13 protein-coding genes are annotated in these 12,789 nt (G+C 49.7%); 7 read left to right on the top strand and 6 right to left on the bottom strand.

What is annotated here, in order from left to right:
• Positions 1 to 21: 21 nt before the first annotated feature.
• Complete coding sequence (locus BMW93_RS34295) at positions 22 to 1,434, top strand: dienelactone hydrolase family protein (RefSeq protein WP_143061788.1); 1,413 nt, start codon at positions 22 to 24, stop codon at positions 1,432 to 1,434.
• 84 nt (positions 1,435 to 1,518) lie between these two features.
• Here the strand turns inward: BMW93_RS34295 and BMW93_RS34290 are convergent, their stop codons facing one another.
• Positions 1,519 to 1,947, bottom strand: coding sequence for a VOC family protein (locus tag BMW93_RS34290; RefSeq protein WP_090387216.1), 429 nt, complete (start codon positions 1,945 to 1,947; stop codon positions 1,519 to 1,521).
• A gap of 215 nt (positions 1,948 to 2,162) precedes the next feature.
• On the opposite strand from BMW93_RS34290, the gene BMW93_RS34285 reads away from it, so the two are divergent.
• The 3 genes from BMW93_RS34285 to BMW93_RS34275 all read left to right on the top strand — a co-directional run bounded on the left by BMW93_RS34285 (position 2,163) and on the right by BMW93_RS34275 (position 3,806).
• On the top strand, positions 2,163 to 2,495 hold the full coding sequence (locus BMW93_RS34285) for a helix-turn-helix transcriptional regulator (protein WP_090387213.1): 333 nt from the start codon (positions 2,163 to 2,165) through the stop codon (positions 2,493 to 2,495).
• A complete protein-coding gene (locus BMW93_RS34280; RefSeq protein WP_090387211.1) occupies positions 2,485 to 2,955 on the top strand; it encodes an SRPBCC domain-containing protein in 471 nt (156 codons plus the stop codon). The genes BMW93_RS34285 and BMW93_RS34280 overlap by 11 nt, the downstream gene beginning before the upstream one ends.
• Before the next feature lie 65 nt (positions 2,956 to 3,020).
• Positions 3,021 to 3,806 (top strand): alpha/beta fold hydrolase, encoded by a 786-nt coding sequence (locus BMW93_RS34275; protein ID WP_090387254.1) that lies wholly within the window; start codon positions 3,021 to 3,023, stop codon positions 3,804 to 3,806.
• Here BMW93_RS34275 and BMW93_RS34270 read toward each other — a convergent pair whose 3' ends face one another.
• Entirely contained in the window at positions 3,807 to 4,712 is a 906-nt protein-coding gene (locus BMW93_RS34270) for an NmrA family NAD(P)-binding protein (protein ID WP_090387209.1), read from the bottom strand.
• 204 nt (positions 4,713 to 4,916) lie between these two features.
• On the opposite strand from BMW93_RS34270, the gene BMW93_RS34265 reads away from it, so the two are divergent.
• Complete coding sequence (locus BMW93_RS34265) at positions 4,917 to 5,603, top strand: hypothetical protein (protein ID WP_090387207.1); 687 nt, start codon at positions 4,917 to 4,919, stop codon at positions 5,601 to 5,603.
• Positions 5,604 to 5,615: 12 nt separating this feature from the next.
• On the opposite strand, the gene BMW93_RS34260 is transcribed toward BMW93_RS34265, so the two are convergent.
• Positions 5,616 to 6,110, bottom strand: a complete 495-nt coding sequence (locus tag BMW93_RS34260) for a GNAT family N-acetyltransferase (RefSeq protein WP_090387252.1) — start codon at positions 6,108 to 6,110, stop codon at positions 5,616 to 5,618.
• Positions 6,111 to 6,401: 291 nt separating this feature from the next.
• On the opposite strand from BMW93_RS34260, the gene BMW93_RS34250 reads away from it, so the two are divergent.
• Positions 6,402 to 7,283, top strand: coding sequence for a pirin family protein (locus tag BMW93_RS34250; RefSeq protein WP_090387204.1), 882 nt, complete (start codon positions 6,402 to 6,404; stop codon positions 7,281 to 7,283).
• Positions 7,284 to 7,345: 62 nt separating this feature from the next.
• Positions 7,346 to 8,383 (top strand): alpha/beta hydrolase family protein, encoded by a 1,038-nt coding sequence (locus BMW93_RS34245; RefSeq protein WP_090387202.1) that lies wholly within the window; start codon positions 7,346 to 7,348, stop codon positions 8,381 to 8,383.
• Positions 8,384 to 8,400: 17 nt separating this feature from the next.
• On the opposite strand, the gene BMW93_RS34240 is transcribed toward BMW93_RS34245, so the two are convergent.
• The 3 genes from BMW93_RS34240 to BMW93_RS34230 all read right to left on the bottom strand — a co-directional run bounded on the left by BMW93_RS34240 (position 8,401) and on the right by BMW93_RS34230 (position 12,784).
• A complete protein-coding gene (locus BMW93_RS34240) occupies positions 8,401 to 8,904 on the bottom strand; it encodes a PH domain-containing protein (RefSeq protein WP_143061787.1) in 504 nt (167 codons plus the stop codon).
• A gap of 162 nt (positions 8,905 to 9,066) precedes the next feature.
• A complete protein-coding gene (locus BMW93_RS34235) occupies positions 9,067 to 9,558 on the bottom strand; it encodes a T9SS type A sorting domain-containing protein (RefSeq protein WP_090387199.1) in 492 nt (163 codons plus the stop codon).
• 25 nt (positions 9,559 to 9,583) lie between these two features.
• A complete protein-coding gene (locus BMW93_RS34230) occupies positions 9,584 to 12,784 on the bottom strand; it encodes a M4 family metallopeptidase (protein WP_090387197.1) in 3,201 nt (1,066 codons plus the stop codon).
• Positions 12,785 to 12,789 lie beyond the last annotated feature (5 nt).

The following is a 12,789-nucleotide window of genomic DNA, read 5'->3' as shown; positions in this document are numbered from 1 at the left end:
CTTCACAAATCGCTTTCTCTCATGACAGCCAAGCCACTCAGCAAGGAGTTTTATTCCTTCACGATCTTCTTTTTGTCGATCCTGTGCATTATATCGCTGATTCAGTCGGTAGCATTGGTGATGATCGGCTCGCAAATGGCGGGCCTGGGATCGTTTAATTCGTGGATTTGGCTCGTCCTCGGAGTGCTGGCCGTTACCAATGTGGCGTTGATCCGATACTTTTGGCACAATGGCTACAATTTGGCGGCGATCGCGTGCGTGGTTTCGTGCGTGGCCGTGTTTTGTCAGTATACGCTGATCCTGGACCGCGAATTGCGGGTATTCTATCAGCAGCATTACCATGCCGTGGCATCTGTGATATTCGGTACGGGCGTGCTTTGGGGGCTAAGCCTGGTATTTACAAAAGCCAGGGAGAAACGATGGCTGCGGCTCTGCGGTATCCTGACGGTATGCATCACACTTTTATTGGCGCTTATATTCTGGCTCTATTTTCAGACAGGCGAAGGCAGCACGAAACTGTTGATCGACAAGACCAGCAGGTGGGTTTCGCTTTTGGCATTGAGCGAGCAGATTTGCCTTATTATCCATTTTCGTCTGGAAGAAAAGCGGTTGGCGGTCACCGACAATGCACCGGCCCAAACCATGCCCGCATTGATAAAACTGGCCGCATTTCTTGGATTGCTGTTTTTGGGATTCAACTTTTCGGTGGAAGCGATCAGGTATAACATGCCATTCAAACCCTCGGCTACCGACTTGCGCCGTTCGAATGCCGTGAATGCGTATCATTTTGTAGATAAAAGCGGTGATTCGCTGAACTACCGGTTGCTGAAACCGCTCGACTACGACTCGACCAAACAATACCCGCTCATCGTGTGCCTGCATCATGGGGGCGCGCACGGGAAGGATAATATGCAGCAGCTATCGGCAGATCCCGCGCCTTTTCTCATGGAACTGCCCACCAGGACCAAATATCCGGCATTCCTATTTATGCCGCAAAGCCCGAAAGGGCTGGGTTTCAGCGGCGCATATGGCAACGCCAGTGTGGATTCGCTCGTTTTCAGGACGATCCGGCAGTTACTGGGGAAGCTGCCGATCGATCGGAAACGTATATATGTCATGGGTATTTCCGGCGGTGGGTATGGCTCGTGGCACTTCATCAGCATGCACCCTGAACTTTTCGCCGCGGCGATCCCCATTTGCGGCGGGGGCGATCCGAAGTACGGCCCCAAGCTCGTTAATGTGCCGATCTGGGCCTTCCACGGCGCGCGCGACAAGCTGGCGCCCGTGTCGCATTCACGCGATATGATCGCTGCGATCCGTAAGGCTGGCGGCCATCCAAAATATACCGAATACGAGTTCGCCGGGCATGGGATCTGGGACAAGGTAGGGCAAGAGCATATTATGGAATGGATGTTCGCACAGCACAAGGAATAGCTGTTAAGGCGTACGTATTTGTTTAATGCAAAAAAGGCCGGTCCGCATCTTCGGGAACCGGCCTTTCAGCATTACAACTGTACATTATGCGCCTTGCTGCGCAGGGAAGTTGATCATCCAGTTTACACCGTACTTATCGCGGAAAGCACCGAAATAGTCGCCCCAGAACTGGTCTTCCATCGGCATTTCGATTTTACCGCCTGCGGAAAGGCCATTGAAATACTCGTCGGCTTGCTCGCGGCTGTCGGTGAAAATGGAAATATAATTGTTGTTGCCCACTGAAAGCGTCTGGCCCATGGAAGGCATAATGTCCGAGGCCATCAGTAGCTCTTCGCCCACCTGCAAAGAGATGTGCATGAGCCGGTTCTTTTCATTTTCGGGCAAATTTTCGGTTCCGGGGGCACCGTCCATTTTGTGCACGGCTGTGAATTCTCCACCGAAAACGGATTTGTAGAAATCGAAAGCCTGCTGGGCGTCGCCGTCGAAGTTGAGGTAAGGATTAATTTTAGGCATAGCTAAAAGATTTTAAAAGGTGATTGGACTTGATTTTAGATTGTTGACGAATGCAAAAGTATAGTCTTGCGCGGTCAATCATGCTCCCTAAAAAGGACATTCACGGGGGGCGGTCGCGACAAATTGAAATTCTTTTCTGAGACTTCAAAATTAACAAATAAATATTGCGCAAGTAAATACTTGCATATATATTTGCAAGTAAACACTTGCATGTTATGAAAGCGCGAAGAGATGTATATCAGGCCATTGCAGACCCGACCCGCCGGGCGATCATCGGAATGCTGGCCGGGCAGCCCCAGAATGTGAATGCGATCGCGGAGCAGTTCGATATGACGCGTCAGGCGATTTCCCTACACGTCAAAATACTGACCGATTGCGGGCTGATTTTTATCCGGAAAGAGGGCAGGGACCACATTTGCGAAGCCCGGCTCGACAGCCTGAGCGAGGTGTCGACGTGGGTGGAACAATACAAAAAGCATTGGGAGGCGAAACTGGACTCATTGGAAACCTATTTGGAACAACTAAAAAAAGAACGGTATGGAAAATGAAAAAAGCAGCACGCACGACCGCGAACTGATCATTACCCGAAAGCTGAATGCGCCTGTGGAGCTGGTGTGGGAAGTGTGGACCCAGCCGGAGCATATTGCCAAATGGTGGGGGCCCGACGGCTTCACCAACACGATCACGACGATGGACGTCGTGCCCGGCGGCGCGTGGGAGCTCGTTATGCACGGCCCCGACGGAAAAGATTACCAGAACAGGAGTATATTCAAGGAAGTAATACCCTTCAAGAAAATTGTATATCAACACTTTGCACCCAACTTCCTGACCACGGTCGAGTTTGAAGCACAGGGCGACGAGACCTTTCTACGCTGGCACATGCTTTTCGAATCGGCGGAACAGATGATCCGGATCGTAAAATCGAACAATGCGGCCGAAGGTTTGAAACAGAATGTCGGGAAAATGTCGGCATATCTGGAAGCCAGGAAAGCCGTCCGGCAGTCATGAAGGCGCTGGTCTTTGCATTGCTGGGCGCGATGTTGAATTTATCGGTTCAAGCACAACAAACTCATATGGAACAGTCGAAAACAAGCGGTTATGCACCCGTGAACGGGTTGAAAATGTATTATGAGGTTTACGGGAACGATGGTATTCCGCTGGTACTCATTCACGGCGGCGGCTCTACGATCGAAACGTCGTTCAGCAATATCCTGCCTGAACTCGCGGCATTCAGCAAGATCATTGCCGTCGAATTGCAGGCTCACGGCCGCACAAGCGACCGCGATGCGCCGGAGTCTTTTCAACAGGATGCCGATGATGTGGCCGCATTGCTCCGGTATTTGAAAGTGGAAAAGGCCAATGTGCTGGGTTTTAGCGATGGTGGCTGCACGACCATGCAACTGGCCGGCCACCATCCCGAACTGATCAACAAGATCATCGTAGTCGCTTCCAATTATACCCGCGCCGGGATGATCGACGGCTTTTTTGAAATGATGGATAATGCCTCGCTCGATAATATGCCCGCGCCTTTGAAAGAGTATTATCTCAAAGTAAATCCCGACCCGAAAGGCCTGCAAACGATGTTCAACAAGGACCGCGAGCGCCGCCGCACTTTCGCCGACTGGCCCCAAAGCGACCTCACGCGCATACAGGCGCCCGCGCTGATCATGATGGGCGACAAGGACGTGATCAGGACTGAACACATCGTCGAAATTTCCAAACTGATTCCGAAGGCCGAACTGGTGATCCTACCCGGTGTACATGGCGCATTGCTGGGTGAAATCTGTACCGTCAAAGCCGGTAGCAGGCAGCCCGAAATTACCGCAATGCTCGTAAAGGAGTTTTTGGAAGGAAACTGATTAGCCTAATACCTCCCGGATCTTTGTCCATTTAATTTCCGGATAGCGTGCATTATCCAGCGGTTCAAGTTTGGGTAACCCGCTGAGCATGTTGTGCAAATACTGCATACCCTGCCAGGGCGGGAATACCTCGTCGCGGCCGGGGGCGATCGTGCGCATAATGCGAATCATTGTCGAGAGAAATCCCAATCCGCCGATTCTCCATAACTTGAATTCCTTCCCGAAGGCTTGACCTGCCGCCCGTTGCAAATCCCGTATGGTAGCCACCTCACCCGCAATGTGCAGAAAACGCGGTGCTTGCGAGTCCAGCGCGGCAGCGGCGGTGAATGCGGCTGTATTGGCCATGGTGGTAAAATCCATCGGCTGATCGGCATTGCCCCAGTAAATCACGCGGTTCAGTTTGGGAAGGATTAATGGCGCCTGGTCTTTAAGCAGGTCGGTAAACATGCCGTTGAGAATCGACGTCGCGTGGATCGGCGTGTGGTCGAGGACCGATGCGAATTCGCGGCGTAGGTCCAGGTTTCGGTTGGAGCCGTCGGGCAGTTTCATATAATCAATACAATAGTCAGACGGAATGAACCGCGGCACCCCTGCATCCAGAGCGGCTCTCAGCAAATCGGATTGCATTTCGACAATCACCTCCCGCAGGCCCGACAATGCCGAAACGATGCATTGTGCGTCCCGGAGCGCTTCGGTAAGCATAACGGAATTCTGATAGTCGACCGGGATCACAACCGCTCCCGCTTTTTCCAGCGAAGCCGTTTTGGAGAGGGGCGTGTCCCTGCGTACGAGTGCCTTCACGTGTGCATGCCGCGCGAGGAGTTCCTTGATGATCAATTTTCCCAAATGCCCAGTTGCCCCGGCGACTACGATCGTTTGAGGTGTAATGTATTGTTGTCCAATCATTTGGTGTCAATGCTGTAAAATGTGATTTGGCTTGCCATTGATTGGATTTACAGAAACAATTATGCCAATTGGAATAACGCAAGTCAAAAGAAGCAGCAGTTTCCAATCGGATCGGTTGTCTTTTGCCGGACATTGTTTATTTGCCCTTGATATTGCTTTTGTAACCGATGTTTTAGAATTTGTTAAGAAAACATTCAGATAGGTATGAAGTTGAAATGGTTGCCGGTTCTGATCGCGTCGCTGTTCGCTGTCAAGGGGTTTGGACAGTCAAAATCGGTATCTATTCCTGTTTATAAATCCGGCGATACGACGCTTCATTACAAATGGCAGCGCGAACGGATCGCCAGAATGAAGATGATTGACCCGCTCGCTTCAAATTACGCTTTCCTGCTCCGGATTTCTTGCGAAAACTGGTCAGTGGAAATTAAGTCGATTAATTTCAAAACTATTTCCGGACGTCAATATTTCTTTACCCGAGAAGTTGCCGCTCAGAGTGGAAACAGCGATAGGGATTTACTATTTAAGGTAAAAAGAATAAGCAGAGCCGACGCGCTGGCCATATACCAGGCCTTTAAAAAGGATTCGATTAAGTCAATCCCGGATGAGCAGGCTATCCGCGGTTGGCCGCTTGGCGCTGACGGGATGAGTTATCTTATTGAATACAAGACCTATTCAGCTTACACATTCAAAACCTATTGGGAGCCATCTTCGTCGCGGCACCGGTTAAAGGAGGCCGCGGCGATAGACGATTTTGTAAAGGCAATTGAGGCAAGACTCGGATTGGGGAAGTCCTTCCTGGCTTTTTTGAACACACTACCTCCCGGAACATACCATACGGGCGGCATTACGGTACATACGAACACCGGAAAGAAGGGTAAAATCCGGAAATAGGGCATTCTTTTGCTATAAATCCAGAATGTAATCATGCCGCACCACATCTCCCTCGGGGACTTCCCTGAAAAAGCGGAACTGTTGCTTGGTAAGGACATTGATGGAAGCCTGGTTTTCAGGTGCTACTAATGCGACGAGCGATTCCACGCTACCGCATCTGCGCGCGTAGGCGATAAGCGTGCCGGTGATTTCGGACGCGTAACCTTTACCCCAGAATTCGGGCAGGAGCGCATAACCGATTTCCGTGAAGCCATCCTCGAAAGGTACGATTTTCCCTAAGCCGACATACCTATCGCCGATGCGTTCGTAAACAGCGACAAAACCCATATTGCTATGCTGCCCGTCGGCACGGAGCGACCTTTCGAATCTTTTGCGGGCACCTTCGATATCGAGCCCTGTGCCGCTGATGTGTACCATCACGTCCTGCCGCGATACGAGCCTGAAATAGTCTTCGAAATGGTCGGGAGTGAATTTTTCGTAGCGTAAACGTTCTGAATAAAACTGCATTGTGAAGTGTAAAATGGGATTCTTAATCGGATACATGGCCGGGGGCTGTGCAGTCGAGCTTCATAGCCCCGTGTCTTTTTTAACAAAAAGTTGGCAGAAAGAATTTGGCTATTTGCTGGATTTTCACCGTTACCGACAATTTTTTTGCCATTTATCGCACGTTGAGGGCATAGCAATCCGCCATGGCGGTAACCAAATGTATAGCGAGGTTGCAGGGATGGTAGTCGTGCTGTTTTTGTTTACCAGATGAGGCCGCAGATGGCTTCCTCAATTTGAAAGGAAAAACGGATCATGGAAAATCAAAGTATTATCAGAAATATAGTCAATATCAAAACCCCGCCCGCACAACCTGGGTTTCTCGGCCCCGATCATACGGCCCGGGCCGTGGTTTACGGCGAATTCGAGCATAGCGACCCGTTCATTTTGTTAATGGACGATTTTTTGGACAAGAAGGACGATGAACCGGTCGGAGGACCGCACCCTCACGCCGGTTTTGAAACCGTTTCGTTGCTTTTGGAAGGCGAAATCGGCGATGAAGAGCACACCATGAAGCAGGGCGATTTCCAAATGATGACCGCCGGGAGCGGCATCGTGCATACCGAAACAATCGAAGGCAGGTCGCGGATGCGTTTGCTGCAAATGTGGCTGAACCTGCCGAAAGCCGATCGCTGGACGGCGCCGAGGGTGCAGGACCTTACATTTAAAAATGCGCCGGTTACGGAAAAAGAGGGTGTGAAAACGGTGTTGTACAGCGGTTCGTTTGCGGGGCTGCGTTCGCCGGTCAAAAATTATGTACCGCTCATTGTCGCCGACATCCGGTTGCAGCCGGGCGCGAGGCTTTCCGAATCGTTGTTGGCGTCGTACAATGCATTTTTGTACGTGATAGCCGGCGGCGTGAGGGTAGGGGATGAAGAAAAGGCTTTGGAAATCAATCAGATAGGATGGTTGAATAAAGGCGCGGTGGGTGAGACAAGCGAGCTGATTGTCGTCGCAGGCGCGGAAGGCGCACGCGTGGTGCTATATGCGGGCGAGCCGCAGCATGACCCGATCGTTTCGCACGGCCCATTCATTTCCGACCATCAGGAGGAAATCAAGGAGCTGTATAGTGATTTCCGACACGGGAAAATGCGGCACGTATCGACTCTAACAGCGGGCCAGCGCTTTAATTACTGATCCACGCGCTTTAACAGGCGGTTAATCTTTCTTAATTTGGGCCACATTCAAACCTGACCTGTATGAAAGATAGATTGACCGCCTTTTTAATAGTTATCCTGTTTGCACCCGTTTTCGTATTCGGGCAATCGCCATTGAAAGGATCGGTAGAGCGCATTAAAGTGCATGGAAAATCGCTGGAAGGCAATCTGGAAGGTAACCCGGCCGATCCGGATGTGTCGGTATACCTGCCACCGAGCTATAAAAAGGAGTCGAAACGCCGCTATCCCGTCGTGTATTTGCTACACGGCTTCACCGATACCGACGCGCAATGGTACGGGTTTGTGAAGCATTGGATTAACCTTCCGACGATTGTCGATAAAGTGTTTGCGTCCGGCCAGGCGCAGGAAATGATCATCGTCACGCCGAACGCATTCACGCGCAGTGGCGGTAGCTATTACTCTAATTCTATCACAGCGGGTAACTGGGAGGATTTTGTGTCCAAAGAGCTCGTTTCCTACGTCGATCAGCATTACCGGACGATTGCGAAGGCGACCAGCCGGGGCCTGGCCGGGCATTCGATGGGAGGTTATGGCACGATACGCATCGGCGAGCGGCATCCTGAGATTTTTTCTAGCATTTACCTGCTGAGCCCTTGCTGTCTGGCACCGGGTAACATACGTTCGGCAGAGGCGCTTGCCAAAATCGAGGCCGTAAAAACACCTGACGATATTGCCAAGGCCGATTTTATGACCAAAGCTGCTCTGGCTTATGCTGCGGCATGGTCGCCTGATCCCTCGCGCCCACCATTCTACACCGACCCGATCGTAGAAAACGGGAAACTCAATCCCGCCGCGGAAATCAAGTGGAATGCCAACATGCCGCTGACGAACATCGACCAGTACATTACCAATCTAAAACAAATGAAGGGAATCGGTTTCGACGCCGGCGACCGCGACCAGCCGATCGCTGCCAATATCAAAATACTTCATCAAGTGCTCGATAATTACAAGATTGAGCATACCTATGAAGAGTACCAGGGCGATCACATTAATAAAATAGGCGAGCGGATAGAGTCGAAAATGCTGCCGTTCTTCTCTAAAAACCTTTCGATCAAATAGTCGCAACTATTTTAATACTAGCCTATTATCGGCGAGACAGAGTTCAATTCGGTCGTAAAAGAGTCGATATCGTCCGGTGATAGGAGGATCGTCTTTTTGTTAGTGGCTTTAATTAAAACTAAATGGTCGCGGCGGGTGATGTACCAGATCATTTTGCCGTATACTGAATTGTAAAAGTATCCATAATAGCCCCATAACCCGCCGACACCGAAAGTACGGATCGTGAATTGCAGGTCCTTTTTCACAATGACCTGAACCGATTCCAACGCTTCCCTCGCATAACGTACATCGTTGAGGGGCCGGTGGATAACGAGCTCATGCTCCGTGACACTATAACCGATTGGCCGAAAAATGTACGCCGAGCCATAGGTGATCAGAAGAACGGCGGTTGAGATAAAGAGCCCCGTCCGCTCACCCCGGGAAAATGTCTGGTATTCATAGATAAGAATACCTGCAAACAGTACGGTGATTGCCGTGGTAATGATTTTGGTCGTTCTATCGAGTGAAGCGCTGTATCTCATGACGGTCGAAGCGTATAGGTAATGGCTAAAAGTAGGCAAAATTTTGCCTTAAATCCAGCCATTTCAGCCGCTGCGGTGAAACAAGAATATTCGGAAATTCCACTCAAAAGCATTCTAAACCTTACCGGGAACCTGAAAATCTTTCAGGCTCCCGGTCTAAGTTTACTGCACAACCAGTTTTTCAACCGCTTTTGCATTTCCCGACTCGGCTTTCAGGATATAAATGCCCTGGTGAAGCGGTGCAATATCCAGAAAGCGGTCGGCCGCTTCGAAACGTTTGCTCTGTACGCTGTTCCCGTTTTTGTCAAATATTTGTATGTCAACCGGGTATTCCCATTTGCCTTTCAAATCGAGTTGTACCTGTTTGGAAGCCGGATTCGGAAAAAGTATCAGGCTGTTGACCGGCTCGATAACTTCATCACCGATTTCTTTCTTTTTGCTGGAATAGGCAAATGCAATCACCTTTCCTTTTAATGCGGGTTTCGTCAAATCTACATGGACGAGCTGCTTGCCCGCCGCGTCGGTGGCGGTAAGGATATCGCCTTGTCGCTTAATGGTCAATTCTTTTGCGGCATACCTGAATTGTTGCGCTTGTGCGCCTAATGCGCAGATGGAAAGGATGGCTACGCTCAATAGTAATCGGGAGATTTTCATAGGATGTATAGTTTGGATTTATGAGTTATTTGATGTCCAGAATAATATCGGCGAATTGATGGTTAATTTTCCACTCATGGAAAATGGAGCCTGGATCAAGAAAATGGGCGGTGATGACGTGCGGATTGACGATTGGATTTCCATTGAGGAAAACGGAGTACCGGGGCTGATCGAAAGGAAAGTAAAGCAGCGGGGAGAAAATATTCTTCATTGTTAGCTGCAACTTGTACTCGCCCTGAGGCTGACTGAAAGCTTTCATGATCACGCCTGAGTTTTCAGAATCCACCAGAAGCTCTGTAACCTGGTTCATATTTGGATCGACGAGGGCTAGTTCATTGCCGTTGGGGTCGATCAGTTTCAGCCCGAGGACGAAGTCTGAGGTTTCCAGGCCAAGCCCTTTCTGATCATTCCGGTAACCTTTTAGCTCAATGGTAAAATCGACGAGCTTGGGTGGCTGGGGCTGGTTGGAGCCGCCGGAACCCACCGTCGAGAAGACGTTGTCGGCTGCGAAGATGCCTGCGCACGAGGAAGAGTTTTTTACTGTCACATTAAATTTCTTTCCAGCGGTGAGCGTGCCGGCCGGGACTAACATAGAGGTGGCGGTGGTGGGCTTGTTGCTGAAACCCGGTACTACGGCGGAGGTAGTCGCGTCGCTGATAGTGACCAGGTAAGTGCTGCCCGGATCGAACCATTTGCTATCTTTCCATTTGACAACTAAATCCTGAGCTACATTTACCTGACTTACCAAATCAACCGGAAAGACCACTTCGGGCTGGTCGGGGCAAATGTTATAGTTGAATGGAGGAGACAATGCAGACTTGGCCCCGAGTGGTCCGACGGCCAATACAGCGACTTCAAAGCCCTGTTTGCTATCAAACAACGAAGCATCTACCAAACTCATGCTGAAAGTTTTATCCGGTGTCAGAAAGATAGATGTAAGATTGGAGGACTTTTTCTTGAAATGTATTTCGAAATGGTGTACCAGGTTCAGGTTAAGTGAATTTGCTTTCCACTCAAATACGCCCAGGAAAGCATTAAAGGGGAAGGCAGTGCCGTTCGCCGGACTTTTCATCAACGGGGTAGCGGTAGCTTCTTTGGTCTTTACACGCCAGAACTTATCGCAAAGGCCAAATGCGGGGCCATTTTGCGGAAGCACACGGACGGACAGGTAAGAGCCATCCGGTAATGATGGTAATTCTATCAGGGCCGTGCTCAAATTGCCGGCCACGGTTTTGGTACGGATAATGTTCTGAAATGCTTCATCCGTAGCGATTTGAATGATGTATTGAGTCGATCCGGGAAATGGGTGCCAACCCACCCAAAAGCCAAGACTGCCGACCTCAGCAGCAGGGTCTCCCGGTTTTTGGTTCACAGCTTGAAGGACCGATGTCCTTGGAGTGATGACGTTGATCACCTCCGTTTCAGACCAGGCTCCATTGTTATCTGTTAAGTTTGGCGTATTGAACCGCTTCGCCCGGACCCTCGTGTAATATTCCTTATCGGGTTGCAGCGGGGTATTGATAGCGCCCGATTCTGAAAAATTTCCGGAGAATGGCGCATTTCCAGTGAAAACTATTTTTGTAAATGTGTCGTCTTCGGCTACTTCATAAACATATTGCTCCGCGTTTGCTACGGATTTCCATGAAATAGACGGATCATTCCATGGATTGACTGTCCAATGATCGCCAGGTACGGCATGCCAGAACTTGGTTTGCTTGTCGTCGAGTGTAAATGCATGAGCCGGCCCGTATTGCTGGTAGAGCACACAAAGCGGATTATATCCTTTGCAAAAGTTCGCACCTGCCTTCGTAATGCGTGCGCGGGCGTACACACGTTCGCCCGGACGGTAGTAACCGGTCGCGAAGCCCGAGTAAGCACTCCCCCCGCCCGGTTTGATAACCACGTTGAAGTTCTTTATCAGAACATTCTGTACGTTTTCGGTAAAAGCGGTATTAGTCGCCATCTGAAACGCCCATTCATCCACAGGCAAGCCTTCCCAGGTGACATTTACATTTACGCCCGGCCACGGTTCTACCCCGCTGGCACCATGAGCCGGTGACATATAAAATGGGCCGAGGTTGTTTTCACAAATACCTACGGCACACCATGCATCCATAACGGCAAGGTATTCGGTTGAATGCAGGCCGTAGAGTTGTTCAGTTACTGTAAGTGTTATTTTTTTGAGATCCTTGAAGTCGGTTTTCGCATTAAGATGGTCGAGGCAATTCCAGATGATCTGGATGGCTTTATTGATGCCAATGCCGCTCAATTGGTAAGAGTAGCCAAGGTCGTTGGTTTCAGTTCCCGTAGTACCAACAGCCAGTAGGTAATACCAATGATCGATGACTGTCGCATTCTGATGTTCTGGGAAATCGCCATCTATCGGACATACATTCTCATAATAATTTCCAAAATAGGTATCTGGCTGCTGTTTGGAATTGGGGTCGTCAAACGACCTTCCCGGTACCATAAAACCCTTACCGTGTGTCCATTTATAGAATGCAGGTGAGTTTTGCTCATATTCGTTGAGAATGTATACACCTATAATGTCTGCAAGAGCTTCTTCAAGTACCCGTCTTTCGCTGCAAGGGCTTACTTTTTGCAAGTTAATGTTGCCAACCTTTGTATCGATAATCCCATGTATAAGTTCATGGCCTACAACGTCAATGTGACTTATTTTTTCAGGTTCATTGCCATCGGATTTAAGAAGAAATTCCTTAGCTATGGGATTGTAATATGCGGAGGCTACAAACGACGGTTTAATTTGGCCGAGTATGTTCCAAATTATGGGTTTGCTATTCACAGCCTGGTTATCGAGGCCGATCCAACCGAATTTGTCCTTAATCACTTTAAGCGCTACCTCAGTTCCGAATAACAGGGTAGCGGCGTCGACAGAATTTTTGAAGCCAAAAAGACCATTGTCAAAAAAAGCGTCAAACGGCGGTTGGTTGACGTAAGGGATTTCTTCGAAAAGATCATTAATTGTTCTTATCCGCACCGACGGTAAGCCATTTTCGGGCAGGATTTCGAGGCGTCTTTCCAGAATGCTGCCTCCCGGGTCCGTCGAGTATTCCATCACCCGCATCGGAACTGAATTATAATAATGCTCCGTCAGGACATCCTGCGTCACATTCTTCTCATTGTAGATCTGCGGCTGTGCTTTTACGAATACCGGTGCTGTCAATAAAGCAATACAGCAAAAAAGCAGTAGTAGTTTTCCCTTCATAATGC

The sequence above is a fragment of the Dyadobacter sp. SG02 genome (assembly GCF_900109045.1).
Lineage (GTDB): Bacteria > Bacteroidota > Bacteroidia > Cytophagales > Spirosomataceae > Dyadobacter.
Note: the sequence above shows the minus strand (reverse complement) of the source record. Positions and strands in the feature narration are given on the sequence as shown.

What these genes read in the sequence shown, in the direction of transcription:
- BMW93_RS34295 (WP_143061788.1), top strand. Translation starts at nt 22, where the DNA reads ATGACAGCCAAGCCACTCAGCAAGGAGTTTTATTCCTTCACGATCTTC.
- BMW93_RS34290 (WP_090387216.1), bottom strand. Translation starts at nt 1,947, where the DNA reads ATGCCTAAAATTAATCCTTACCTCAACTTCGACGGCGACGCCCAGCAG.
- BMW93_RS34285 (WP_090387213.1), top strand. Translation starts at nt 2,163, where the DNA reads ATGAAAGCGCGAAGAGATGTATATCAGGCCATTGCAGACCCGACCCGC.
- BMW93_RS34280 (WP_090387211.1), top strand. Translation starts at nt 2,485, where the DNA reads ATGGAAAATGAAAAAAGCAGCACGCACGACCGCGAACTGATCATTACC.
- BMW93_RS34275 (WP_090387254.1), top strand. Translation starts at nt 3,021, where the DNA reads ATGGAACAGTCGAAAACAAGCGGTTATGCACCCGTGAACGGGTTGAAA.
- BMW93_RS34270 (WP_090387209.1), bottom strand. Translation starts at nt 4,712, where the DNA reads ATGATTGGACAACAATACATTACACCTCAAACGATCGTAGTCGCCGGG.
- BMW93_RS34265 (WP_090387207.1), top strand. Translation starts at nt 4,917, where the DNA reads ATGAAGTTGAAATGGTTGCCGGTTCTGATCGCGTCGCTGTTCGCTGTC.
- BMW93_RS34260 (WP_090387252.1), bottom strand. Translation starts at nt 6,110, where the DNA reads ATGCAGTTTTATTCAGAACGTTTACGCTACGAAAAATTCACTCCCGAC.
- BMW93_RS34250 (WP_090387204.1), top strand. Translation starts at nt 6,402, where the DNA reads ATGGAAAATCAAAGTATTATCAGAAATATAGTCAATATCAAAACCCCG.
- BMW93_RS34245 (WP_090387202.1), top strand. Translation starts at nt 7,346, where the DNA reads ATGAAAGATAGATTGACCGCCTTTTTAATAGTTATCCTGTTTGCACCC.
- BMW93_RS34240 (WP_143061787.1), bottom strand. Translation starts at nt 8,904, where the DNA reads ATGAGATACAGCGCTTCACTCGATAGAACGACCAAAATCATTACCACG.
- BMW93_RS34235 (WP_090387199.1), bottom strand. Translation starts at nt 9,558, where the DNA reads ATGAAAATCTCCCGATTACTATTGAGCGTAGCCATCCTTTCCATCTGC.
- BMW93_RS34230 (WP_090387197.1), bottom strand. Translation starts at nt 12,784, where the DNA reads ATGAAGGGAAAACTACTACTGCTTTTTTGCTGTATTGCTTTATTGACA.